The sequence below is a fragment of the Microbulbifer sp. CAU 1566 genome, assembly GCF_023156515.1.
Lineage (GTDB): Bacteria > Pseudomonadota > Gammaproteobacteria > Pseudomonadales > Cellvibrionaceae > Microbulbifer.
This window is the reverse complement of sequence record NZ_JALNMG010000001.1, coordinates 69,297-94,424: the sequence shown is the minus strand read 5'-3', so window position 1 is coordinate 94,424 and position 25,128 is coordinate 69,297. Positions and strand designations below refer to the sequence as shown.

Below are 25,128 nucleotides of genomic sequence, written 5' to 3'. Positions count from 1 at the left end.
GTGCGAAATGGCCGCTGCTGCAATCATTCAACCACAGCAGTAATTTCCCCTTCAGCCAGCCTGGCGTGGACTCTTTGTCCTGAAATCACATCCTGCGCACGACGTATGACCTGTTTCTGTTCATTCTGGACAATCGCGTAGCCACGATCCAGTACCGCCAGGGGACTGACACTGTTGAGCAGCTGGGCGGAGAAGCCTAGCTGCTCGCCCTTGTGTTGCAGCAGGGACGCAATGGATTTGTGCAGGCGCTGGGTTTGCTGTGATAGCTGTAACTGCGCACGCTGCAACTGTTGTCGAGGGTGAACTTGCGCCAGGGCACGCTCCAGTTGTGCCAGTTGCAGGGTGTTCGCCTGGGTGCGGCCGCGCATTGCCGCCTGTAGTCGAATCTCCAGATGGTCCAACCGCTGCGCGCGGTTCTGCAGTTGCTCCCGGGGGTGGCGGATGCGGTTGCCGACCAGCTGCACCTGCTGTCGCAAGTGGCGCAGTTGCAACTCTATGGCGCGTGTCAGCCGCCAGCGAGCTCCCTCGATTTCCTCGCTGAGTGCTGCGGCGTTGGCGCTGGCGATCTCCGCGGCGGCAGAGGGGGTGGGCGCGCGGACATCGGCTACCAGGTCGGCAATGGTGGTGTCGGTTTCATGGCCCACGGCTGAAATCGTTGGGATTGGGCAGGCGGCCAGGGCGCGGGCAACAATTTCTTCGTTGAAGGACCACAAGTCCTCCAGGGAACCGCCGCCGCGGCCGACGATCAACAGGTCGTGACGTTGCAGTCGCCCGGCAAGTGCAATGGCGTTGGCAATCTGCTGGGCAGCACCCTGTCCCTGCACGGCGACCGGGATCAGCTCGATTTTCGCGGCCGGGTAGCGTCGTCCCAGTACCTGGATCATGTCCCTTACCGCGGCACCAGTGGGGGAGGTGATGATGCCGATGGTGGTGGGCAGGTAGGGCAGAGGCTTTTTGCGCGCCAGCTCAAACAGGCCCTCGGCCTGTAATTTGGCCTTCAGCATTTCCAGCTGGCGCATCAGGGCGCCAAAGCCCGCTTCTTCCAGGTGCTCGATAATCAGCTGAAATTCACCGCGCCCCTCATACAGGCTGACCCGGGCGCGCGCCAGCACCTCGCGACCATTGCCGGGCTGGAAGCGCACACTGCGGTTGCGGCCCTTGAACATGGCACAGCGCACCTGGGCGCGAGCGTCCTTGAGGGTGAAGTACCAGTGGCCGGAGCTTGGAGCGGCGAAATTGGATATTTCGCCGCTGATCCACAGCAGCGGCACGCTGCCCTCCAGCAGATGTTTCACTTCCCGGTTGAGCTCACTGACGGACAGGACGGGGCGGCCGTCGGTGGGGAGTGGGTTAGGCGCGCCGGGGGGGGTGTGTAGCATCTGGGACTCTTCAGGACGATTTCAGGCGGCCAATATTGCAAGGATGGGTGCCCGCGTAAAGAGATTTGCCAATCTAGACTAAATAGGCTTTTGTTTCCGAGATCGTTGCGGCTATAATCGCGCCGATACCCATTCCCGCTCCCTTGAGGTTTGAGTGTCCATGTCTGAATCCGGTCTGCGCATTGCGCGCGAAGCCCTCACTTTTGATGACGTCCTACTTGTGCCCGGTTACTCCGAGGTCACGGCGAAAGACGTTTCCCTGAAGACAAAACTGTCTCGCAATATCACCCTGAACATTCCGCTGGTGTCCGCCGCTATGGATACCGTGACCGAGTCGCGTCTGGCCATTGCTCTGGCCCAGGAAGGCGGTATCGGCATTATTCACAAGAGCATGTCCATTGAGGAACAGGCTCTGGCGGTACGTGCAGTAAAGAAATTCGAAGCCGGTGTCGTCAAGGATCCGATTACTATCGAGTCCGACGCCACCGTGCGTGAACTGATCGCACTGACGAGCCACCACAACATCTCCGGCGTACCGGTGATGGACAAAGGTAATCTGGTCGGTATCGTCACCAGCCGCGATGTGCGCTTCCAGACCAATCTGGATATCCCCGTTGCCCAGATCATGACCTCCAGAGAGCGTCTGGTGACCTGTGCAGAGGGTGCCGCACCGGAAATGGTGCGTGAGCTGCTGCACAAACACCGCATTGAGAAAGTGCTGGTGGTGAACGACAAGTTCGAGCTGCGCGGCCTGATTACCGTCAAGGATTACAACAAGGCGGAACAGTATCCCAACTCCTGTAAAGACAGCGACGGCCGCCTGCGTGTGGGCGCCTCTGTCGGCACCAGCCCGGATACTGACGACCGCGTTGCGGCATTGGTAGAAGCCGGTGTCGATGTTCTGGTGGTCGACACTGCCCACGGTCACAGCAAAAACGTGCTGGATCGCGTGCGTCGTATCAAGGAAATGCACCCGCAGGTGGATGTCATTGGCGGCAACATTGCCACCGGTGAAGCGGCCAAGGCCCTGGTGGAAGCCGGTGCGGACGCCGTGAAAGTGGGCATCGGCCCCGGTTCCATCTGTACCACCCGTATCGTGACTGGTATCGGCGTGCCGCAGATCACCGCGATTGCCGAAGTGGCCAAGGCCCTTGAGGGTACCGGTGTGCCGCTGATCGCCGATGGCGGTATTCGCTTCTCCGGTGATATCTCCAAAGCGGTGGTTGCTGGCGCCTACTCGGTAATGATGGGTTCCATGCTCGCGGGTACCGAAGAGGCGCCTGGTGAAGTGGAGTTGTACCAGGGGCGTACCTATAAGTCCTACCGTGGTATGGGTTCCCTCGGTGCCATGTCGCGCACCCAGGGCTCTTCCGACCGTTATTTCCAGGATGCCAGCAAAGGCGCGGAAAAACTGGTACCGGAAGGTATCGAAGGTCGCGTGCCTTACAAAGGCCCGATTTCCGCCATCGTGCACCAGATGATGGGTGGCCTGCGCTCTGCCATGGGTTATACCGGCAGCGTCGATATGGACACCATGCGCAACCGTCCGCAATTTGTGCGGGTGACGGCTGCAGGTATGGGTGAGTCGCACGTACACGATGTGCAGATCACCAAAGAGGCGCCCAACTATCCTGTTGGCGGCCGCTAAAAATTGATACTCCGCATTCAATGCGGATTAAAAAACAGAAGTGCACTTTCAAGTGAACCGCAAACGGACCTCTCAGGGTCCGTTTGCCGTTTATAAAACCGTTACGAGTAAGCCATGAGCCAAGATATCCATTCCAGCCGAATTCTGATTCTCGACTTCGGTTCCCAGTACACCCAGTTGATTGCCCGCCGTGTGCGTGAGCTGGGCGTGTTTTCCGAGATTCGCGCATTCGATATGAGCGATGACGAAATCCGCGAGTACAACCCCAAGGGTATTATTCTCGCCGGTGGTCCGGAATCTGTTCCCGAAGAGGGCTCCCCACGCGCGCCACAGGCAGTGTTTGAACTGGGTGTGCCGGTACTGGGTATCTGCTACGGCATGCAGACCATGGCGCACCAGCTGGGTGGCGCGGTGGAAGGCAGTAATGTGCGTGAGTTTGGTTACGCCCAAGTGAAAGTTGAAGGGCAGTCCGCACTGCTGCACGACATCAAAGATCACCTGGACGACAGCGGCAGCGCGCTGCTGGATGTATGGATGAGCCACGGCGACAAAGTGGTAAAAATGCCGCAGGGCTTCGAGCTGATGGCCTCAACCCCATCCTGCCCCATCGCTGGTATGTACAACGCGGAAAAGAATTTCTTTGGCGTACAGTTCCACCCGGAAGTCACCCACACCCTGCAGGGCAACCGCATTTACGAACACTTCGTGATCGAGCTGTGCGGCTGTGAAAAACTGTGGACCCCGGAAAACATCATTGAAGACTCCATCGCCAAGGTGCGCGAGCAGGTGGGTAGCTCGAAAGTGCTGCTGGGCCTGTCCGGCGGTGTCGACAGCTCCGTTGTGGCGGCGCTGCTGCACAAAGCCATCGGCGATCAGCTTACCTGTGTCTTTGTGGACAACGGCCTGCTGCGCAAGAACGAAGGCGATCAGGTGATGCAGATGTTCGCCGACAACATGGGCGTGCGTGTTATCCGTGCCGATGCAGAAGAGGCGTTCCTTTCGCGTCTCGCAGGTGAAGACGAGCCGGAAGCCAAGCGCAAAATCATCGGCAACACCTTTATCGAAATCTTCGACAAGGAAGCCACCAAACTCAAGGATGTGAAATTCCTTGCCCAGGGCACCATCTACCCGGACGTGATCGAGTCTGCCGCCGCCAAGACCGGTAAAGCGCACGTGATCAAATCCCACCACAATGTGGGTGGTTTGCCGGAAGATATGGCGTTTGAACTGGTGGAACCGCTGCGCGAACTGTTCAAGGATGAAGTGCGCAAGATTGGCCTGGAACTGGGCCTGCCTTATGACATGGTTTACCGTCACCCCTTCCCGGGTCCGGGTCTCGGTGTGCGTATCCTCGGCGAAGTGAAAAAGGAATACGCAGACATCTTGCGCGAAGCCGATGCCATCTTTATCGAGGAGCTGCACAAGGCCGACTGGTACCACAAAACCAGCCAGGCATTTGTGGTGTTCCTGCCGGTCAAATCCGTCGGTGTAGTGGGCGACGGCCGCCGCTATGAATACGTGGTGGCGCTGCGAGCGGTCGAGACCGTCGACTTCATGACCGCGCGCTGGGCGCATCTGCCCTATGAGCTGATCGAGAAGGTCTCCAACCGTATCATCAATGAGATCGAACACATCTCACGGGTGACCTACGATGTTTCCAGCAAGCCGCCAGCGACCATTGAGTGGGAGTAATGGCTCCTCACTGGTAATCGCCAGTACTGTTGTGAATCCCGGTTGATGCTTGAAGCGTTTGCGCGCCAGCGATCAACCGGGTTTGCGCACAATACGCAAGGATGCGATCAAACCCCGTCCGACGGCGGCCGGGGGTGGTTAGCTGAAGGGTGGGGGCTAAGCCCTCCCTTTTGATCTGTCTTTTCTGGCTTGTCCTTCGTTCCTTTCTTCCTTCCTTCCTTCCTTCCTTCCTTCCTCCCCGCGGCTCTCCGTCTTGCCGAGGCGTCGACCTGTATTCAGTCGGTGGCGCATTTTAGGAAAATGAGACGGTAGTTTCGCTCAGTTTCGTAATGGTGCCGCAATAGTCTTGTGACACACTTCATCTTTCGCATCTTGTTGTACAGACTTCCCGGTTCTGTACTCTTGTTTCGAAGTGCGCTATAACGGGCGCCGAAATTTTGCGGAGTGTTCCTGTGGTAGGCCAAAAAATCACGGTCAGTCGCGGGCGGCAATGTTTCGAAAAATTTTTTATATAAATATCAATAACTTGCCAGTGCTGCCCAGTATGGATGTTCAGGGCGCAGCGGCAACTGTTATCACCATCACGGCCGAAATGTTACTTTAGGCACAGAAAGTGCATGTATCACAACAGTTGGTACTGACATACCGGCAACGAACTGACCGTTAAAAAGGATTTTGGGGGAGGTTAGACACCATGAGTTCACAATACCTGGAAGCATTGCCAGATTGGACTGGCTTTAATACCGCCAACTGCCCGAGTAACCGACAACAAGCAGAGGATGCGAAAGCGGTAAGATCCTGGCCTCTGTTTTTGGAGTTGTTGGAATCTGAAGCGGCAAAGCGCGCACAAGTCTTTGGTTCACGAGAGCCTGCTCCCCTGGAGCCGGTTGCCATCTAGCCCGATTTTCACGTCATTTTTTAGGATATGCACTTCTGGTGTATTGGTTTCCTATGTCGGGAAAAAAGTAAGGTCTAGAGGGAATTTCAGTGACCACAAAAGTACTTCTCAAATCTGTCTCCGGCGGCGTCGGTAAGTCATTCCTGGCCGCAAATCTCGCCAACCAACTTTTCAGTCAACAGCAGAAAGTGGTTTTGTTCGAGGTCAGTTTTTGCCCAGTGTTGCCGGTGTTTTTCGGCTCTCGCCAGCTCAGCTCCGAAATCCCGCCGTGGAAAATCCAGCAATACAAACTGCATGATGATTTCACCCTGTTTTGCCTTAAGGTCGACCACACTCGCCCGTTATCCGGTGTGGAATCCCTGTTCAGGAAGGCGCTCAGCGGCATTAATGACCTGCATTACACCGTAATCATCGATGCGCAATGTGGTCTCGAAAGCCTGTTTGATTCCGGTCAAATAAGCCTCAGCCTTGAAGTAGTTGCCTGTGAGCCCTGTTCGATCGCGACTGCCCGAGTCCATGAATCGGATTACGTCATTCTCAACAAAAAAGATCTCAGGTCACCGCTCTCCAAAGATGGTGTAACCCTTTCGCGAGAACTGTTTGGTGATCGGCTTCTCTGTGAAATTCATTTCGATATGGCCATCCAGGAAGCCTACGCAAACAAGCAACTGCTATCCGCATATGCACCGGCTTCCCCTGCATTACAAGATCTTATCCGGCTATCCGCTCAGGTGAGCGAGAGGTTGCCCCAACGAGGAGTTCTGGAACCACAACCAGCATAAGATCTCGCCCAATAATCATAAGGAATGGAATCTTTTATGTATTTCGTGTTGCTCGTTTTAGGGCTGGCCTTGACGACCGTCTTGGTTACTACGCCTCTTTCCATCGAAGCGCAAAGTATGTTCGGTGGCCTCGCGGTGGTGATGGCACTGGTTCTGATTGCCAAAAAAACCAGGGAACGCATGGTGATCATCGCCGTATTGTCGGCAATCGTCAGCTGGCGTTACATCTTTTGGCGGGCCACTGAGTCGCTAAATTTCGACGACCCTCTGGAAACTGTCCTGGGCTACGGTATGTTCGCCGGAGAGTTGTTTTTTCTGGGAATCCTGGCTCTGAGCTATCTGCAGAGTCTGTGGCCAAATGGGCGTATACCGGAAAGACTACCTGAAGATACGGCTTTGTGGCCGACAGTAGACGTCTATATACCCACCTATAACGAACCCCTCGATATGGTGGAAACAACGGTTATTGCCGCCAAAAATATGGACTGGCCGGAAGAAAAGCTCAGGATATATGTGCTGGATGACGGCCGTAGGCTTGAATTTGCCGATATGGCTAAAAAGCTCGGCGTTGGTTACGTTACCCGAAATGACAATAAAGGGGCCAAGGCTGGCAATCTGAATAATGCCCTGAGGCAAACCAACGGTGACATCATCACCATTTTTGACTGCGACCATATTCCCACCCGCAGCTTCTTACAGCTTACCGTCGGGTTTTTCCTGAAAGACAAAAAGCTCGCGCTGGTGCAGACCCCGCACCACTTTTACAACAATGACCCCTTTGAAAAAAATCTCTGGTCAGGCGACAGCGTGCCCAACGAGGGGCTGTTGTTTTATGGCTTGATTCAGGATGGCAACGATTTCTGGAATGCCAGCTTTTTCTGTGGTTCTTGCGCCCTATTGCGCCGTAGCGCAATCAACGAGATCGGCGGTTTTGCCACCGAGACGGTGACGGAAGATGCCCATACGTCCTTGCGCTTGCACCAGATGGGCTGGAACAGCGCCTACTTTAAACTGCCGCTAGCCGCGGGGCTGGCCACTGGCGCGTTGCGGGAACATGTTCAGCAGCGACTGCGCTGGGGACGCGGCATGTTACAAATTTTCAGACTGGATAATCCGCTGTTGATTCCCGGGCTCGGCTGGTCTCAGCGGTTGTGTTACCTGAGCGCCATGGTCAACTTCCTCTTTCCTCTGCCCAGAATCGTACTGCTGACTGCCCCCGTAGTATATCTGCTACTTGGCCTGAACTTGATGGCCGCAAGTCCCATTGAGCTACTCGCCTATGCCACGCCACACGTACTGGTGGCGGTTATGGCGACTCTGTATCTACAGTCCAAATACCGCCAGGCATTTTTCACGGAAGCGTATGAAACCACATTAGCATTCCACCTGCTGATACCTGTGATCCGAACATTGATGAATCCCAATAAGGGAAAGTTCAACGTAACCAACAAAAACCGGAGTGGCCAGGATACCTACTTTGACTGGATGATTGTTCTTCCACAACTATGCGTGACGTTGCTACTTATCGTTTCCGTTGGCAAGGCACTGGTTACCTTGTTTGAACCCGACCTGCCCGTCGATGAAATATGGTCGCTGAGTATCAATATCATTTGGGCAACGCTCAGTATATTGATCCTGCTGTTGTCGACCGCAGTAGCGGTAGAAAAGCGAGATGGAAGGCAGGCGCACCGGGTCAATGTTTCACTACCGGTCATGCTGCAATCGGAAAGCGGTTATTTGATGGCGGCTAACTTACAGAATATATCGCTAGGGGGAGCGAAGCTGCAGCTGACGGATTCCCGCTATGGAAGTAAACACCTTTTACCCGCGACAAATATGACGATGAGCGTTCCATACTCAGGTTCAGAGCTGCGGGTTACGGGGGAGTGCCTCGAGAGTGATGCAGGCGGTAATGTACGCATGAAATTTATGGCTGCAAGTAAAAAACAACAACAGGATATTGTGAAGATTATTTACGGTCGTACCAATGCTTGGGTGGGCTGGGACCATACGCAAGAAAAGGGTTTCTGGGGATCTATGGTGCACTTGATAAAAACTATTACGCATTTTTCTTTATGGGTACTGAGCGCGCCACTGAGAAAGAAGGAAAAATCTACGGAGAGGAACAGTAGCCAAAATGTGGAAGCGCGCGACTCTGCTGTCAATGTGCGCCAGTTGAGGCCGATTGAGCAGGTAAGATCTTTGGCCAGTTATTCGGTACCCTTGATACTTGTCTGCCTGCTGTCTTTTACTCCGGCTCCGGTAGCTGCGCAAGAAAGTTTCGGGGATGCAAGTGGCTTCCAGTATGAGCAGAGTAATCGCTTTTTACTGAACTTGAAGGACTTTGGGGTTTCCAGCCCGATCTATCTGCAGGGGCACGACAGCACCAGAGGCTTTTCATTTTCGCTGCGTTCTGACCAGGTGATTGCAAGCGCGACCATGGCGTTGCGGGTGGCAGTATCTCCAGGGCTAGATCCGGTTTCCAGCCATCTCTCGGTACTGATGAATGGTGAAGTTGTCCATACACTGGCGCTGGACCAGGATTTTATCAGTAGTAAAGAGGTTCGATTTCCGGTTTCCCCCTATATTTTCCAGACGAACAATACCCTTGAGTTCAAGGTGGTAGCCAACAAGTTGGGTGGAAATGAAGCCGGGGAGCGGGATGACAAAAGTGTCTGGATACAGATTAGCAACTCCAGCCATTTTGATCTTTCCTCCACGCATCTGAGTCTTGGGCTAAACCTCGCAAACTTGCCAGCGCCATTGTTTGATAAAAATGACAATCGGGAGCTGGTTCTTCCCTTTGTTTTCGCCGATAGCCCGTCCCTGAAAGTTATACAGGCGGCGGGGATAGCCGCATCCTATTGGGGTGCCTTGTCCAGCTATCGCGGGGCTTCATTTCCCGTTCTTTTTTCCGAGTTGCCGAAAGGTCATGCGGTGGTATTCCTTACCGAAGGGTCCTATCTGGATAATGTTGAAGGGCTCACTTTCTCGGGACCATCACTGGAAATCATAAGGAACCCCCGGGATGAATACGGCCAGTTACTTATCGTTAAGGGCAAAACGGAAAGTGACTTGATTGAGGCAGCAAAGGCGCTGGCGACCAGTGATGCTTTTCTGAGCGGGAAAGGAAGTGACGTTACCGAGCCGGAGCTGGCGCCAAGGAACGCATATGATGCCCCTGCCTGGGTACCAGATGATGGGCCAATTACCTTTTCAGAGGTGGATCAGAATGCCTCATTGGAAGGGTACGGGCTGAATCCCGGGTTGTTAACACTGAACTTCAAGGTGGCCCCGGATTTCTTTGTCTGGAACGACAAAGGATTTCCAGTCAAGTTGAACTTTCGCTATCCGGGTGCGGAATGGCTGGATCTGGAGCATTCTAGGCTGGATATCCTGATCAACGACCAGTACATAAAAAGCGTTACTCTGGAAGAAGTTTCGAATTCAGTGGTGTTCGAAGACTATTTACAGGCGAGCACCGAATTCAAAATTCCGCCCTACCTGGTGTATGGAGAGAACCAGCTGCAGTTTTTCTTCGACCTGAAACCCCGGGTGTACGCCCAGAATTACCGTTTAATGCCAGCGGGTTTGCGAACCAGCATCGATTCCATATCAACAATCGACTTTTCCAATGGCTACCGTTTTGCGCGAATGCCGAATTTGGCGTATCTGGCCCAGTCTGGCCTTCCATTTTCAAAAAAAGCGGACTTAGGCAGCACGGCGCTTGTAATGCCGGAAAGTGTTGTCGACGAAGAGACTCTGCAGGCGGTATTTACCTTTATTGCCAGCATAAGTGCTAAAACCGAGTACCCCGCTACCGGGCTCAAGATAACATCGTCAACCCTGGCGAAAGAGTTGGCCAATCATGACTTTGTCATATTTGGCGGATTTGATGATCAGCCTCTGTTTCGGGAGTGGTCAGGAAGTTCGCCGCTCTCGATCAATGATACCAATGTCTCCATCGCCCGGGCGCCAAACCTGACGCATTACTGGCGCCAGTTTAATAATGTCTTTTCAGAGGAGACGTTTTCACCGGATACCGCGGTAGTTCCGAGGCACTCTATGTCGGCTGCGCTGTTCTCCTACCAATCTCCGCTGAATGATCAGCGAACGATTGTCGGGATTCTTGCCAATAAGCCCGCCGGTTTATTGCAAACGGTAAATGCACTGAAGTCGAAAGAGGATAAATCCGGAATCAAAGGGGATTTCGTGGTCATCAAAGACAGTGAACTGATGAGCTTTACTTCCTCTCCCCCTTACTATGTTGGTGAGTTGCCCTGGCATGTCTACTTGCGCTGGATTATCAAGAACAATACATGGTTGATTCCACCCATGTTTCTCCTGGCGGTGGCCTTACTTTCGATTTTCCTGATCGGGAAAGCCCGCCGAAAAGCCAACAGGAAATTTGAAGCGCGAAAACAGCAGTTTGTGAACGGCAGGGAGGAGTTGAATGCACTATAAATCATCACGTACTGCATTTTCAGAACGGCCTGTAACCGCATTGTGCTGGATGACTGGCGTGGCTTTCAATTTAGTGCTTGGTGTTTCTCCCGGTGTGGCTCTGGATAGTCATGCCGACAGTCAGTCAGTATCTTCTGATACCCAAGAGAGTGCGATTGAAATCCTGTATCAGCAGGCGGACTTTTGGGAGGACCACAATCGGGGAGACCTGTCCCGCAATGCATTACATCGAATTTTGGCATCGGATGCTGGCGACTTAACGGCACGCTATCGCTTGGGGCTCAGTTATGCGAAGGAGAATGATCTGGTCGCGGCTGGTCTGGTTGTTCGTGAACTCTACGGGAGCAAACACGGAAAAGCCTATGCGGACCAGTTGGCCAGTGAGATCAAAAGCCGGAGTTTTGATGAGCGTGCAGTAGCCCGCGCGCGCAATCTGTCTGAGAACGACCATCATGAAGAAGCGGTGGCCATTTATGAGGGCCTGTTTGCAGGTCGCGAGCCGAACGGGCCCATGGCGATTGAAATGTATTACGCCATGTCTGCCGTCGAACAGTTTCGCGAAGTCGCTATTTCCGGGTTGGAAAGACTGATAAACAATCAGCCGGGTAACCGCGATGCACAACTGGCACTGGCGAGAGTCCTAACCTATGAGGAAGGTACCCGCCGGCAGGGGCTGGACTTGCTTGATGGTCTGAATGGGGCTCCCGGAGCTTCTGATACGCTGGCAAACGACAAGCGCAATGCGTTGTTGTGGCTTCAGGCTAGCCCGGGAGACCTGCAACGTTATGAAGAGTACCTGGAGAAGCACCCGGAAGATGATGAAATTCGTCAAAAGCATTCCCGGATTCTGACCAGCGTCGATCCGAATACGTCTGCTGGACAGGTGGCCATCGGATATCGTTACCTGAATGCGGGCAGACCGGTTCAGGCAGAGCAAGCCTTTCAGCAGGCGCTGTCCCTCTCTCGGGATGAGGTGGATGCGTTAGCGGGCTTAAGTATCATTTTGCATCGGCGCGGGCAGCATGATCAGGCAATGGCGTTATTGCGTCAGGCGGAAAGCCGAGATGCGAAAACCCGACTGAAGTTTTCAGAGTTGCGACAAAGTGTCAGTTTCTGGTCCCAGCTCGGTTTGGCTGAAAAATACTTGGCTCAAGAAAAGCCTGATGAAGCCCGGCATATGCTCACATCCATGTCCACTTCCGACAATAGTCAGCAGCTCGAATTGTCGTTGATGAATTACAAAGTGGCGCTGTCATCTGGAGAATCGGCGCTGGCTGAACGCTGGCTGCGTGAGTCGATGAAAATCAACAGTGCGGATGAGCGTGCGCAAATCGCCTTGCTGGATCTGTATCTGGATCGTCGAAATTTGACGGGGCTCGCTGCAATCATCAGCCAGCATGATAAGCAGAATGGCAGTCGGCCGGTCAGTACTCTCCTTCAGTCGAAGTTGTTTCGTTGTAAGGCCATCCTTGCGGAAAGTCGCAATGAGAATCAGCTGGCGGGCGAGTTCTTTCGCAAAGGGATTGAGCAGAACGATAGTGACGTCTGGATTCGCCTTGACTTTGCCCGTTACCTGGCGCGGACACGTGACGAAGCGGCGGGTACGGAAGAAGCCGAAAAAATCCCGGTTGTCGGGCGTATACGTAACGATGGATTGTTAGCCAGAGCCTTGTATTTTAATGAACAGCAGCACTGGGCGAAGGTAGTCCGATATCTACAGGGTATCGATGTTGAGTCCCAGACCCCCGATGGGGAGCGTATCTTGCGCGAGGCGCTGTTCCGGCAAAATCTGGAAAGCGTTCTGGCGGCGGGCGAGCTTCGCGGAGGGACGTCGGTTGAAGGTGCGCTGCTTAGGTTATATGAGTCTGAAACCAGCATACCTGATCGTGCGGTATTCCTGGTCGATGCCATGCAGACACTCAATCTTCAATCGACTGCAGTCGCCATTGCACGCCAGGCGTTAGGGCGGAAGCGGCATGAGTTGAGCATCCAATCCCAGTTGGCATTGATACGGTTTCTGATTGATCAGGGAGTCGTCGACACGGGCGGCCAAATAATTTCTGAGTTGGAGCAGTCTCCGGATATTGGCGCGGCAGTAGCCCGTGACATAGCCGCAACCCAGTTGCACCTCGAACATCACTTCGCTCTGGAAAATATCCGCAAAAAGAATTTTCGAAAGGCGGATGAACATCTTGCTTCGGCCAACCGATTAGATCCCGGTAATACCACGACGTTGCGCCTTCGGGGTCAGCTGGCGAGGAGTGAGGGGCGATTCGGAGAGTCGGTGAGATTCTATCAGCAGGCCATTAAGGCCAATCCCAAGGACTTGTGGGCAATCAAGGGTGCGGTTGGTTCGGCCATCGTGGATGGCGATTTGAAAATGGCGCGCTCAATCGTACAGGCGGCGTTGATCGAGCTGCCTGAAGAACCGGATGTCTATGAATTGATATCCCAGATCGCACAATCCGCACACGATGCAGACCTTGCCATCGAGGCCATGGCCTATTCCCGTAAACTGAAAAGGAGACAGTAAATGGTCTCGTATTACTCCGTTAACAAGAAGTTGATGTTCACAATTTGCCTTTTGGCTTTTCCGTGTTTTGTTGCTGCGCAGTCGGAAGCCGAAGCTGAGTCTGTGGTAGAGGGATTCTCAAGAAAACTTGAGAATATCGATGTAGAGGCAAGTCGGACCCGGGTTGAAGTGAAATCTGATGGGCTGACGGATTTAGCACCAGTTCCGGTAGCCAGCGAGGATGACAATATTCGACGGTTATACCGCGACAGTATGCACTATGCTGGAGGCGGCTTTCATATCCGTTATCGTAAAGGTGAAGAAGGACTGGATAAACTGGTAGAAACCCGAATGCCCGTCGAAATGAACTTCAATGTGGGGTTGGGGCGTGCCAGTTTTGAACTTACGCCGGTATATCTTTCATCTGGTGAACTCTCTTCCAGTCAATACAAGAATCGGTATTTCGCTACTAACGGGCTCTACGATCCGGACGACCGTGTGGATGGGGCAGATTCGAATAATCAAGGTGGTGTATCGTTCGGCGTTACCTACGAAATAGGTGGTTTCTCGTTAAATGCGGGAACTACACCGGTAGGGTTTGCTCAGTCAAATGGTGTTGGCGAGTTCTCATTTGATCACGCCTTCGGCGGTGGTTTTAATTTTGGTGTCAGCGCCTTCCGAAAGCCGGTTACGGATAGTGTCTTGTCCTATGCCGGCCTCGAGGACGAGCTAAGCGGTGAAACCTGGGGGGCGATCATTCGCAATGGTGGTAGCTTCAGGCTCGGGTATGACGCTGGTGGGTTTGGAGTTTATTCAGACTTTATCAGCGCTATTTATAGCGGGGAAAATGTCCCTGACAATGACTACTTTCAATATACTGGTGGCATTTACTTTATTCCCTACCGCGGAGAAAGCCTGCAAATCAGCGGTGGATTCAATATCACCTACTTCGAGTTTGAGAAAAACCTCCGATTCTTTACTTTTGGTCAGGGCGGTTACTTCAGTCCGGAGTTGTTTTATTCCGCATCGATTCCTTTCAGCCTGACGTATACCCAGGAAAGAATATCTCTGTCTGTCGACTTGACTGTCGGTTTTCAATATTTTTCCGAAGAGTCGGCTGATTTTTATCCCTATGAGCCCAGTCTGCAGGCGCAGCTCGAAAGCCTGGAGCTCACGCAGCCCGTCGCGTTCGAGGGGCAAACCCAAACCAAGTTTGCCAACAAGATCGGTGTTCGTTTGGACTACTTCCTGACCGATAATTTCAGTGCTCGAGCAAGGCTCGAATCCCAGAGTGCTGCGGATTACGAAGAGTCGGTGTTTGGTGTGGATATGGAGTATCGATTCTGAAACGTTTAGTGTTTCTCCGTCAGGCCATTCTCGGACTCGGACTATGCCTGCTACTGATAACCCCATCTTTGGGTGGGGTGAAGGTGCCTCCTCGGGCCGTTGATCTTCAGGAGTTTTCGGTGTTGTGGCAACAGTATGCCAAGGCCTTTGTGGAAGACAGCGGTCGTGTGGTTGATGATTACCACAAGATGACCCACAGCGAAGGGCAGGGGAGCGGTATGCTCTTTGCGGTAATGGCGAATGACCGTACTGCTTTTGAGAGGATCTATTCGTGGACGGAGCGCCATCTTCGCAGGCCCGATGGTCTCTATGCCTGGAAGTGGCAAGATGGTCGGGTCGCCGATATCAATAACGCCTCCGATGGCGATATTCTTATTGCCTGGTCACTTTTGAAGGCCTATGAAGCCTGGGGTGATGAAGTCTTTTTACAGAAATCACTGGCCTTGCTGGACGCGATAAAGTTACTGCTTGTCACCCGGGAATACGGTTTCACGGTGCTTCTGCCCGGTAGCCTGTATTACGAGAAGCCGGAACGCACCGTTATTAACCCGTCTTATATTGTGTTGCCCGCACTGGTGGACTTCGCTCGATATGATGACGCTACTTTTTGGAATGGTTTTTATCAGGACAGTCTGCAGCTCCTTAAGCGGGCCAGTGCACTTGGTCAGGGGGTCACGACAGACTGGATGCAGGTATCAGAGCAGGGGCTGGCATACTCTGAAGAGCACGATCCAGTATTCGGTTATGACGCGATCAGGGTGCCGCTGTATTTAGCCTGGGCCAATGAGCGGGCCTTGTTGCAGCCATACCTGTCGCTCTGGAACAAGTTGGGCGGGGTTGATAAGGCACCGAGTACTTATCATCTGCTCGATGGCGGCCGCTCCGCTTACTCACCGGAACACGGTATTGTGGCGATACGCAAATTGGCCGCTAATCTACCGCTGCCTAATGAGCCGGGGGTGGCCGCGCAAGGCTATTACTCGTCGAGTCTGGTCCTGTTTGCCCATTTAGCGAGTCACTCACAGGCGCACCCCTGAAGTTTATTCTTGGGTTTTTGGCGTATGGACTATTGATGGGGTGGATTCTTGGTGGATGGATTCTAGGTGAATGTACCTTCGTCCAGCAGGCGCCGGGCCTCAGATCTCAAGGCTGAGCGTTGGCGGGTATTGTCAGTGCGCGCAGGTTTTTCAGTAGGTTTTCTGCTCGCGCGATATTGCTCACCAGTTGTACATTGTCCGGGGCCAGGGTGCTGGCCTCACGCCAGACATACAGCGCTTGCTCGATTTTTCCCTCACTGTATAAATCATTGCCCCGTTTAATTGCGGCGTCCACGCGGGCATCCAGCTGGGATTGGAACTGTGATTGCAGCGGTAACAGCTGTGGGTGCTGCGGAGATTGTTGTCGCAGTTGTTCCAGGTACTGCCGCGCACTGGGCAGGTCGCCGGTATCCAGTGCCTGCTGTAATTCTGCGATGGGGACTTGGGCAGCCTCTACCGGCGTGGTTATGGCCGGTATCGGTTTGGTGCGACTGCGGTTTTGACGGGAGTGTTGGTTGAGGTGTCGGCTGAGGAGTGCCTGGCTCTGCGCCAGTTGTGCCTGTAGGTCAGCATCCTGCTGGAGGTCGTCGCCGTATAGCCCTCGAGCAATTTTCAGCGCGCGCTGGGCCATCTCATAATCTTCGCGCTTCTCGCGCGCTATGGCTTGCTCTACATATTCGTGCAGTGCTTGCGCTGATGCCCGGCGCTTGCGGTTGTAGTTTTTCAGTTCGAGCCAGGTCAGAGCGGCTGGGCCATTGAGTTGCTGCAAGCGCTGGTAGGCTTCGGCATCTTTGAGTAGCTGCTCGCCACGGTGTATCTCAAGTTCCATGCGCACGCGCTCTTCCCGCAGCTGGCGCCGAGTGGCCAGTTGCAGTTGCGCACTGATCAGAACCTGGCTGTCTGGCAATACTCTTGTGGCACCTTTTAATAGTTGTTCGGCGCCATGCCAGTCATTCTGGTGTTCAAGAGTGCTCGCAGTGCGGATGACATCGCGCTCGAATTGTTGCAGCTCGCCGCGTAACTGTTTGATTTGATTCTGTTGGGCCGGTGTCGCGGTGTCCAGTTGCTGCAACTGATCGAGCTCGGCCGACTGCCGGCGAACCAGCTGCAGGGTATCGGGCGAAAAACCTTCCAGGTTCTGCGGTGCGGGGATCAGGCTGCATGCCGGCAGTAGCGGCATCAGGAGCAGCCACAGGAGATACCTCGCAAGCCGGTCAGGCATGGTCGACAGCCCGCAGGCCGGGTTGGTGTGTGCCACTGGTCATTAAATTATGCAGATTGGCTTCCAGCTGTGCCTGATCGTCGCAATGAATATTCTGCACCGAATAGATTTGTACCGGTGTCGATTTGCCGCGAATCGACAGGTTCTGTCCGGCGTGCGCGGTGATGCGTGGCTGTAACATGGTAAACAGTTGTTTTCGGATGATGGTTTGATCCGGCTGGGCTTCACTGCACAGCCGGGATGCCAGGTTTACGGCATCGCCGACCACGGTGTATTCCATGCGTTCGTCGGAGCCAAGGTTACCTGCAAGCATGGCACCGCTGTTGATGCCGATGCGAAAGTGCACTTCGGGACGGCCGTCAGCGCGACGCTGCTCGTTCAACTGTGCCGCTAGCCGCTGAATCAATATAGCGCAGCTGACCGCATTGAATGCGTGGTCACTATCGTCTTCCAGAATTCCAAACACCAGCATCGCACAATCGCCGATAAATTTGTCGACTACCCCGCCATACAATGAACAGGCGCGCGAGATATAAGAAAAATATTCGTTTAACAGCTCTGAAACCTGGCTTGGCTCCAGTTTTTCCGACATGGCGGTAAAGCCGGTGATGTCGGCGAACAGCACCGTCGCTTCGATGGGCCTATCCACCAGCCGAACTTCATCCAGGTTGGCCAGGACCTTATCAGCAACATTCTTCGACACGTAGCGGGAAAAGACCTGCTCGACCTGGGATTTCTTCAGCAGACCCGCCGCCATATTGTTGAACCCTTCGAACAGAAAACCGAGTTCATCGTTGCGCCGCTGGTCGATGCGGGTTGCGAGATTGCCGCGGCCGATTGCCCTGGTCGCCTCCATAAGGTGGTGGATGGGGAGCGACAGGCGCCGGCTCAGCCAGTAGGCCAGCAGTGAGGCGAGTAGAGTCATGCCCAGGGTGGCGTAAATAATGGCATTGCGGGCGCTGGTTGCGGCCTGATCCATCTGTGAGGCCGATAGGGTTACCACGACAGAACCGACCCTGACGCCCTGGTAGGTGGCTGGTGCGACAAAGCTGATCAGTCGTTCGCTGGCGCCATCTGCGGTTTCCCGGAACCAGGGTTGGGCCCTGGCAGTGCCCGCGGCAAACAGATGGCGGGGTATTTCTGGCTGGATCCCGGTCGCCGAGAGCAGAGCGCCATCATGGTCGTAAATACCTGCACCGAGAACCTTGCCGTCCATCCCCAGGTTAGTGGTTAGCAGGCGCAGATTCAGGTTGTTCTCCGACAGAATCGGCTCGCTGGACAGCTTTGCCAGCTGCAGTGCCATGGTATTGCCGAAATCCTCCAGTTGCGACCGCATCAGGCGGTTCTGGTTGTCGCTGATGAATATCCCCAGGCTCGCCATGCCCAAGACCAACAGCAGTGTCATAACCAGGGCCAGTTTGAAGGCAATAGGGATATGGCGGGGGAGCAGCCTGGCCAAGCGCACATGTAGGCCGTCGGCAATTTGCCGCAACGTAGCTTTGGCCTTAGTGATCAAGGGGGTTGCTCTCCTCTGGATATTCGGGGTGAAGGGTGTGGTTGGATGGGGACTATACCAGTTCTTGGGCTGCCACTAGGAATCCCGGTTGTGCAGGCGGATTTTTTTGCCTTCGGTTTCCGGTTTGAGCGGTTCAGGTGTGCTCTGGTCGCGGCGGAAGGAAGGTGAAAAACAGCGTCCAGACTGGTAATATCCCGCTGCAATTGCAGGTGTCGATGGCGATTCACATTTCGCCGCGCTGCCAGAGCTGGCTGATTGTCCACTGTGCCTTTGGCCTCGATCAGGATCGGGGGGCGGGGGTGAGGCGTACTTGCAAGCCGTACTTTATTCCATCTTTGATAATGAGTATCATTTGCGAGATTTGACGCAATAAAAGAGTGGACGTTTATGCAAGCTAAATATTCTGTACAAAAGCGTCGAGGCCTCGGCCTGGCGATCGGCTTTGTTACCCTGCTGGCCGCGGGCCAGGTATCCGCCAACGGCGCCATCGGTGACCACGTCAATGAGCTGAAAGCACATATCGGTTCCTACACCGAGGAAGTGAGCTGGCTGGTTGGCAAGTACGGTGAAGTGGTCGACAGCTACGAGAAAAAAGGCCAGAAAGCCACTGACACCAATGTCATGGTGGAGTATTGGGAAGAGGTGGACTTCCACTCCGCGATTGAAACCAATTACGTGCCGGTGTACGCCAATATCTGGCAGGGCATCTTCGGGGTAAAACAGGCGATCGAAGCCGGTGCGCCCATTGCCAAGGTGCGTGAAGAACAAGCCAAATTGAACCAGGCCCTGTGGCAGGGGCTGGGTGCGGTGAAGCTCGCGTCCCAGTTCCAAGAGAAAGGCCTGCTGGCGAAGGTGCAGACTACCGAGACTGAGCCGACCACTATGCCGGAAACTCTGGACGATATTAAACATCGCCTGGATCGCGTAGTGGCCAAGTACGCGGAGAAGCTGCCAGAGGCGGCCACCAATATTGTCCACGATACCTACCTGCACCGTTTTGAAGGTGTCGAGGGTGCTTTGATCGAGCAGGATGCCGCGCTGGTTGAGGACCTGGAAAAAGATTTCAATGTAACGCTGCCCCAGGCACTGGATGGCAAAACCAGCGTTGATGACGTGCGCAAAGTGGTAGAAGCCATGCAGGCCAAGCTGGACAAGGCTAAAAGCCTGCTGTTGGAAGCGGAAAAGAAACGTAAAGACGTCTTTTAAGGTGCTGCCGGCAACGCTAGGGTTGCCGGCTTTGCTCTTTGGATTCAGTAAGGAATAAATGTGCAGCGCAGAGCTTTTATGCATGGCCTGGCTGCGGTTGGCGCGCTGGGCTGTCTGCCGGCAGCCCGCGCACTGGCCGCGAGTCCCACGGCTACGTCCATAGGAAATGCCATCTCCGTCGACCAGCTCCCCAAGCTGGAGGGTGACCTCACCCTGTATCTCGGGCGCGGGGAAGGTGGTCTTTACGAAAATGTTCTCGAAGCGATCAAGAAGCGCAATCCCAAACTGAACCTGAAGATCCGTCGTGGCGTTACTGCGGCGCTGGCGAATACCATCGTGGCTGAGGCCAAGGCGGGTGTGCGTCGGGCAGATGTGTTCTGGGCGGTGGATTCTGGTGCTGTCGGCGTTGTGGCCGATGCTGGTCTTGCGCGCCCGCTCCCCGCGGCGCTGACGGATCAACTCAAGCCTGGCTTCCAGTACTCCCACTGGGCGCCGGTCACCGGGCGCATTCGTACTCTTCCTTACAATACAGATCGCCTGAGTGCAGACCAGATTCCCGACAGCATTATGGCGCTGGCGGATAGCAATCTGTCCATCGGCTGGGCGCCGGCTTACGCGGCCTTCCAGTCGTTTGTGACGGCCATGCGCCTGCTGGAGGGCGACAAGGCCACCGGCGATTGGCTGCGTGCGGTCAGCCAGCGGGCCAAAACCTACGCCGGTGAGCTGGGTGTGGTGATGGGCGTTGAGCGCGGTGAAGTCGATGTGGGCCTCGCCAACCACTACTACACCCTGCGTTTGAAAAGCGGTAAACCTGACGCCAGTGTCGATCTGGCGTTTACCAAAAATGATGCCGGCTGCCTGGTCAATGCGGGAGGCGTGGTTGCCCTGAGTGAGGGCGATCTGCCAACTAACTTTATCCGCTACCTGTTGACCCGTGAAGTACAGTCGTATCTCGCTTCCGAGGCTTTTGAAATTCCACTGGTCAATGGCGTGCAGCCACCAGCGGGGCTGGTCCCTCTGAGCAGTATTTCTCCCCCCAAGGTGGATCTCACCCAGCTGGCTGACCTGCGCCCGACGCTCAATCTGATGCGCAGCGTCGGCGTGCTATGACCCTCAGATCTCTGCTGCGCTGGCCGGCGTCATACCCACTGGCCCTGGTGATCGCGCTGATGGCGCTGGTGCCGGTGGGGGTACTGTTTGGTCTCGCCTCCGACGAGGCGCAGCTGTTTGACGCCCATAACCTGAAAGTACTGACCAATACCCTGCTGTTGATGGTGTTTACGGTACTGGGGTCAATTTTGATCGGGGTACCGCTGGCGCTGTTGACGGCCTATGTACAAATGCCCTGGCGCCGCCTGTGGTTGATTCTGCTCGCTGCCCCCCTGGCGATTCCCAGTTATATCGGTGCCTTCACCCTGTATGCGGCTTTTGGTCGCGGTGGTGAGATTGAAAACCTGCTCGGTTTGCCGATGCCGGCAATGGATGGTCTGGTAGGGGCCACCATTGTCATGATTCTTTATTCCTACCCGTTTGTGATGCTCACCACCCGGGCCTCACTACTCAGCCTGGACGCCAGTCTGGTCAATGCTGCCCGCACTCTGGGAATGAGCCTCGGGGTTAGCCTGTGGCGGGTTGTATTGCCCCGGGTTGCTACCGGTATCGCTGCCGGCGGTCTACTAGTGGCGCTTTACACCCTGTCGGATTTTGGTACGCCCGCCATCATGCGCCTGGATACGTTCACGCGGGTGATCTTCGTGGAGTACAACGCCTTCGGGTTGAGCCAGGCGGCGATGCTGTCCCTGCAGCTGCTGGTGATTGTTGGCCTGGTGCTGTTTCTGGAGTCCCGGGTGCGCGGAAGCCGCGAGCGGCCGGGGCGTCACCTCACCATCTGGCCGGGGCGCGGGCAGCGACTGGTCATCGCTCTGTCCGTTGTGCCGATTCTGGTGCTCGCCATAGTGCTGCCACTGGCGGTGTTTGGCATCTGGCTGGCTCGCGAGGGCACTGAGGGGTTTGAGTTCAGTTACGCGTGGAATTCGGTGCACGCCTCCTTGCTGGCGGCAATATTCGCGGTGATTCTGGCGGTACCGGTGGCGCACGCCGCCATTGCCGGTCGCGCCGGGCGACTGATGGAACGCATGACCTATTTCGGTTTTGGTGTGCCCGGCATCGTGATGGGGACGGCGCTGGTCTACGTTGGCCTGCAACTGCCATTCCTGTACCAGACCCTGGGCTTGTTGGTGCTCGCTTACGTGCTGCGCTTCCTGCCGCTGGCGGTAGGTTCGGTGCGCTCTACAGCCGAGGGCCTGGATCCGAGCCTGGTGAAAGCGGCGCGGGTACTGGGAGCCAGCCCGCGAGAGGCCTTCCAGCGGGTGACTCTGCCGCTCACCGTGCGCGGCATGGTGGCCGGTGCTGCCCTGGTATTTCTCGAGGCCATGCGCGAGCTGCCGGCAACCCTGATGCTAGGGCCCACCGGATTTGAAACCCTGGCCACCTACTTGTGGCGGGTGTACGAAGCGGGGTATTTTGGTCGCGCTGCTATTCCCGGTTTGCTGCTGGTGCTGATGTCTGCACTGGGGCTTGCGCTGATGTTGTCCGGTGAGCGCCGGGCCGAATTTGATGTTACTGAGACCCCCCATTCCTGATGCTTAAGGTTAGCAATCTGACGGTAAATTACGGCACCACCGCCGTAGTGAAGAGCCTGAACCTGGCCCTGGCAGAGGACGAAGTCCTGATGCTGGTGGGCCCCACTGGATGTGGTAAAACGACCATTCTGCAGGCTCTGGCGGGGCTGATTCCCATTGCCAGCGGTGAGATTGCGCTTGGCAGCTGGCACGCCAGCGCTACCAAGCCGGTGCCGCCCGAAAAGCGCAATGTGGGCATGGTGTTCCAGGACTTCGCGCTGTTTCCGCATCTTACCGTCGAGCAAAACGTCTGCTTTCGCCTGAGTAACACAGCGCTGGCGGATCACTGGCTGAACCTGCTGGGGCTGGACAAGCTCCGCCATGCCAAACCGGCACGCCTCTCCGGCGGGCAGAAACAGCGGGTGGCCCTGGCGCGTACCCTGGCGCACGAGCCGGCGTTCGTGCTGCTGGATGAGCCCCTGTCGAATCTGGACGCGGCACTGAAAGACAACCTGCGCTGGGAGATCCGCGAGGCGCTGAAAGCGGCCGGTGTACCCGCCATCTGGGTAACTCACGATCAGGAAGAGGCCCTTTCGATTGGTGATCGCGTCGGTATTCTCAATGGCGGAGTGCTGGAGCAACTGGATACGCCTGAAAAGTGCTTTTCGGAGCCTGCCAGCCGATTTGTGGCGCGCTTTCTGGGGGAGGCGAGCTTCCTGCCGGGCGATCTGAATCAGAATCAGGTCATTACCGCGCTGGGACCTGCGCCGGGTATACCCATTGGCGGTGCGGCCGGTGATGTGGATTTGTTGCTGCGGCCAGACGATCTGTCGCTGGTACCGTCAGAGCTTGGTAACGCCGTGATCGACTGGGTGCGTTATGAAGGCTGTTCTCGTCTCTATGCGGTGCGTCTGGCGGGCGATACGCAACTGCGAGTGCGTACCAGTCATGAAGTGCGGGCCGAACCCGGACAACGCGTGCAGATGGCAATCACTACCACCCACCCCCTGGCGGCCTTTTCGCGAAGCAGCGCCTGATGAAATCAGCACCCGGATATCTCCGGGTGCTGATTATCGAAAGGGCTTCTCCACGCCACTTGCCAAGACCCCACTACACGGGTCAGATCAGCCTCCGTTGTACCCTTCAAGTGCTTTGGTGACTTCCTCCGCCAATTCGCGCACTACCTCTGTGCTAGCGTGTTTTTTCCGCCACTTATTCCGCCTTTGATCGCTTTTTTGGTAGCTCCTTAGGGCTAACGGAAAAAGCTTTCCACAGCCAGAGGTGAACCAAATCAGGCCATCAGTTACAATGGAAAATTGTCAAGATAGTTTTGGACTTATTTGTAACCTGTTGATTTTAAAGGAAAAAGATAATTTGGTTAATTTTTCCTCACAATCTGGTTACACCAGCGCATGGGGGCTGGCGGCGTTTTCCTGATAGTTGCTCACAGACATATCCACAGATTCTGTGGATTGTGAATAAAAAAACCCGGCAGAGGCCGGGTTTTGTGCTACTTCGGAAATTATCCCCAGTGACTAGGGGGAATTCACCGCTGGCTAGCGGAATTTCAACTCTACCCGCCGGTTCTGGGCCCGGCCCGCATTGGTTGCATTGCTGGCAATAGGCTGGGTTTCGCCGTAGCCGCGGGCGCTGATGCGTGAAGCGTTTACACCCCGCTCAACCAGGTAGCGGCGCACAGACTCCGCACGTCGGCCCGACAGTCCCAGGTTGTAGTCGTCCTTGCCCATGTTGTCGGTGTGGCCGGCAACCTCTACCTGGGTGTTGGGTTGATTGCGCAGGGACTGCACCACCTTGTTCAGTGATGTTTTGGCTGAACTGGTCAGGGTCGCGGAGTTGGTTTCAAACTGGATGTTCTCCAGGGTGATGGTCTGGTCGGCAACCACGCAGCCGTACTCATCGACGTCGGCGCCAGGCAGCGTATCCGGGCAGCGGTCATTCTGGTTCAGTACGCCGTCGCCATCATCATCCAGGTTGACCGGTGCCGGGGGCTCCACCGGCTTGGGTGGTTCGACGTATACCGGAGCCGGGGCGGGCGTCTGGTGAAGAGGGATGCTCAGGCCGAACCCGAATTGCCAGTCGTCCATATTGCTGGCAAAGAAGTCGTACAGGTAGCGAATCTCGGCACGTACTTTTATCCCGCTACGGCTGATGGCGCCACTGGTGAAGCCGGCACCGACGTTGAGGAAGGCGTTGGTTTCCTGAATGCCGTAGTTAAATTTCGTATTGTTGTGTGAGACGCCGACCCCCCCCAGGAGGAAGGGGGAGTAGCCGCGGCGGCCGTTAAAGTGATAGACCGCATCCATTCCCAGCCCGGTGAGATCGTTGTCGCTACTGGGTATCAGGTCACCGGTGTACACGAAAGGCGTGGCCACAACCGGCGCGGGCACAAAGCTGTTGGTGTCCTCGTCCAGTTTTGTGCCAAAGAGCTGCACTTCGGTGAACCAGTTTTCGTCGGTCTGCCAGCCGAAGGTGCCGCGCAGGCCGGCCGCCTGCCGGTCGGTATTGCGATCGGAATCTACGCGGGTCAGGAAGGGCATGATATCGATGTAGCGATCTTCCTGGGCGGTTGTGGGGAGAGCGGCGGTGGCGGCAATTAGGGCGATCCCCGCCGTAGTTTTCTTCAAAAGCATAAATGGCATCCTTGGCTTTATCGTTTGCTGCATTGAGCTGAATGTCAGAAGTTGGTGTCTGGAAATACCTTGTCAGTACCAGTAAATACCTGTCAGTCCATGTGCTTCGCGCCGCGACCGACTTCAAACATGACCGGATCACTGAATCCGTTG

General features: G+C 55.3%; 15 protein-coding genes. 11 read left to right on the top strand and 4 right to left on the bottom strand.

Translation table 11 applies throughout. The features are described from left to right. Positions 1-23: 23 nt before the first annotated feature. Positions 24-1,379, bottom strand: coding sequence for an exodeoxyribonuclease VII large subunit (xseA, locus tag M0G74_RS00420; protein WP_248213325.1), 1,356 nt, complete (start codon positions 1,377-1,379; stop codon positions 24-26). Positions 1,380-1,539: 160 nt separating this feature from the next. On the opposite strand from xseA, the gene guaB reads away from it, so the two are divergent. The 7 genes from guaB to M0G74_RS00385 all read left to right on the top strand — a co-directional run bounded on the left by guaB (position 1,540) and on the right by M0G74_RS00385 (position 15,759). Then, positions 1,540-3,027 carry an IMP dehydrogenase gene (guaB, locus tag M0G74_RS00415; protein WP_160153005.1) on the top strand — a complete coding sequence of 496 codons (1,488 nt, stop codon included), beginning with the start codon at positions 1,540-1,542 and terminating at the stop codon, positions 3,025-3,027. A 114-nt stretch (positions 3,028-3,141) separates the two neighbouring features. Next, positions 3,142-4,719 (top strand): glutamine-hydrolyzing GMP synthase, encoded by a 1,578-nt coding sequence (gene guaA / locus M0G74_RS00410; protein ID WP_160153006.1) that lies wholly within the window; start codon positions 3,142-3,144, stop codon positions 4,717-4,719. Positions 4,720-5,706: 987 nt separating this feature from the next. Beyond that, on the top strand, positions 5,707-6,399 hold the full coding sequence (locus M0G74_RS00405) for a cellulose synthase operon protein YhjQ/BcsQ (protein WP_248213318.1): 693 nt from the start codon (positions 5,707-5,709) through the stop codon (positions 6,397-6,399). A 36-nt stretch (positions 6,400-6,435) separates the two neighbouring features. After that, positions 6,436-10,863, top strand: a complete 4,428-nt coding sequence (bcsA, locus tag M0G74_RS00400; protein WP_248213316.1) for a UDP-forming cellulose synthase catalytic subunit — start codon at positions 6,436-6,438, stop codon at positions 10,861-10,863. Then, positions 10,853-13,396 (top strand): tetratricopeptide repeat protein, encoded by a 2,544-nt coding sequence (locus M0G74_RS00395; protein WP_248213308.1) that lies wholly within the window; start codon positions 10,853-10,855, stop codon positions 13,394-13,396. Before bcsA ends, M0G74_RS00395 begins: the two co-directional genes overlap by 11 nt. Next, positions 13,397-14,722 carry a cellulose synthase subunit BcsC-related outer membrane protein gene (locus M0G74_RS00390; RefSeq protein WP_248213302.1) on the top strand — a complete coding sequence of 442 codons (1,326 nt, stop codon included), beginning with the start codon at positions 13,397-13,399 and terminating at the stop codon, positions 14,720-14,722. Positions 14,723-14,841: 119 nt separating this feature from the next. Continuing rightward, on the top strand, positions 14,842-15,759 hold the full coding sequence (locus M0G74_RS00385) for a glycosyl hydrolase family 8 (protein ID WP_248213300.1): 918 nt from the start codon (positions 14,842-14,844) through the stop codon (positions 15,757-15,759). 106 nt (positions 15,760-15,865) lie between these two features. On the opposite strand, the gene M0G74_RS00380 is transcribed toward M0G74_RS00385, so the two are convergent. Next, complete coding sequence (locus M0G74_RS00380; RefSeq protein ID WP_248213295.1) at positions 15,866-16,981, bottom strand: hypothetical protein; 1,116 nt, start codon at positions 16,979-16,981, stop codon at positions 15,866-15,868. After that, positions 16,974-18,497, bottom strand: a complete 1,524-nt coding sequence (locus tag M0G74_RS00375) for an adenylate/guanylate cyclase domain-containing protein (RefSeq protein ID WP_248213294.1) — start codon at positions 18,495-18,497, stop codon at positions 16,974-16,976. Before M0G74_RS00375 ends, M0G74_RS00380 begins: the two co-directional genes overlap by 8 nt. Positions 18,498-18,884: 387 nt before the next feature. Between M0G74_RS00375 and M0G74_RS00370 the strand changes: the two genes are divergently transcribed. The 4 genes from M0G74_RS00370 to M0G74_RS00355 are packed head-to-tail and all read left to right on the top strand — an operon-like array spanning position 18,885 to position 23,361. Then, positions 18,885-19,703, top strand: coding sequence for a hypothetical protein (locus tag M0G74_RS00370; protein WP_248213291.1), 819 nt, complete (start codon positions 18,885-18,887; stop codon positions 19,701-19,703). A 60-nt stretch (positions 19,704-19,763) separates the two neighbouring features. Continuing rightward, positions 19,764-20,813: a substrate-binding domain-containing protein gene (locus M0G74_RS00365; RefSeq protein WP_248213290.1), complete on the top strand. Its 1,050-nt coding sequence runs from the start codon at positions 19,764-19,766 to the stop codon at positions 20,811-20,813. After that, the gene (locus M0G74_RS00360) at positions 20,810-22,345 is read left to right on the top strand and encodes an iron ABC transporter permease (RefSeq protein ID WP_248213287.1); all 1,536 of its coding nucleotides are present in this window, start codon (positions 20,810-20,812) and stop codon (positions 22,343-22,345) included. The genes M0G74_RS00365 and M0G74_RS00360 overlap by 4 nt, the downstream gene beginning before the upstream one ends. Continuing rightward, entirely contained in the window at positions 22,345-23,361 is a 1,017-nt protein-coding gene (locus M0G74_RS00355) for an ABC transporter ATP-binding protein (RefSeq protein ID WP_248213286.1), read from the top strand. Before M0G74_RS00360 ends, M0G74_RS00355 begins: the two co-directional genes overlap by 1 nt. A 519-nt stretch (positions 23,362-23,880) precedes the next feature. Here the strand turns inward: M0G74_RS00355 and M0G74_RS00350 are convergent. Continuing rightward, the gene (locus M0G74_RS00350; RefSeq protein ID WP_248213283.1) at positions 23,881-24,975 is read right to left on the bottom strand and encodes an OmpA family protein; all 1,095 of its coding nucleotides are present in this window, start codon (positions 24,973-24,975) and stop codon (positions 23,881-23,883) included. Between the last annotated feature and the right edge of the window lie 153 nt (positions 24,976-25,128).

Bases quoted from the DNA above. Each gene is read 5' to 3' on its own strand.
- xseA (WP_248213325.1), bottom strand. From the start codon at position 1,379: ATGCTACACACCCCCCCCGGCGCGCCTAACCCACTCCCCACCGACGGC.
- guaB (WP_160153005.1), top strand. From the start codon at position 1,540: ATGTCTGAATCCGGTCTGCGCATTGCGCGCGAAGCCCTCACTTTTGAT.
- guaA (WP_160153006.1), top strand. From the start codon at position 3,142: ATGAGCCAAGATATCCATTCCAGCCGAATTCTGATTCTCGACTTCGGT.
- bcsA (WP_248213316.1), top strand. From the start codon at position 6,436: ATGTATTTCGTGTTGCTCGTTTTAGGGCTGGCCTTGACGACCGTCTTG.
- M0G74_RS00395 (WP_248213308.1), top strand. From the start codon at position 10,853: ATGCACTATAAATCATCACGTACTGCATTTTCAGAACGGCCTGTAACC.
- M0G74_RS00390 (WP_248213302.1), top strand. From the start codon at position 13,397: ATGGTCTCGTATTACTCCGTTAACAAGAAGTTGATGTTCACAATTTGC.
- M0G74_RS00380 (WP_248213295.1), bottom strand. From the start codon at position 16,981: ATGCCTGACCGGCTTGCGAGGTATCTCCTGTGGCTGCTCCTGATGCCG.
- M0G74_RS00370 (WP_248213291.1), top strand. From the start codon at position 18,885: ATGCAAGCTAAATATTCTGTACAAAAGCGTCGAGGCCTCGGCCTGGCG.
- M0G74_RS00360 (WP_248213287.1), top strand. From the start codon at position 20,810: ATGACCCTCAGATCTCTGCTGCGCTGGCCGGCGTCATACCCACTGGCC.
- M0G74_RS00355 (WP_248213286.1), top strand. From the start codon at position 22,345: ATGCTTAAGGTTAGCAATCTGACGGTAAATTACGGCACCACCGCCGTA.
- M0G74_RS00350 (WP_248213283.1), bottom strand. From the start codon at position 24,975: ATGCTTTTGAAGAAAACTACGGCGGGGATCGCCCTAATTGCCGCCACC.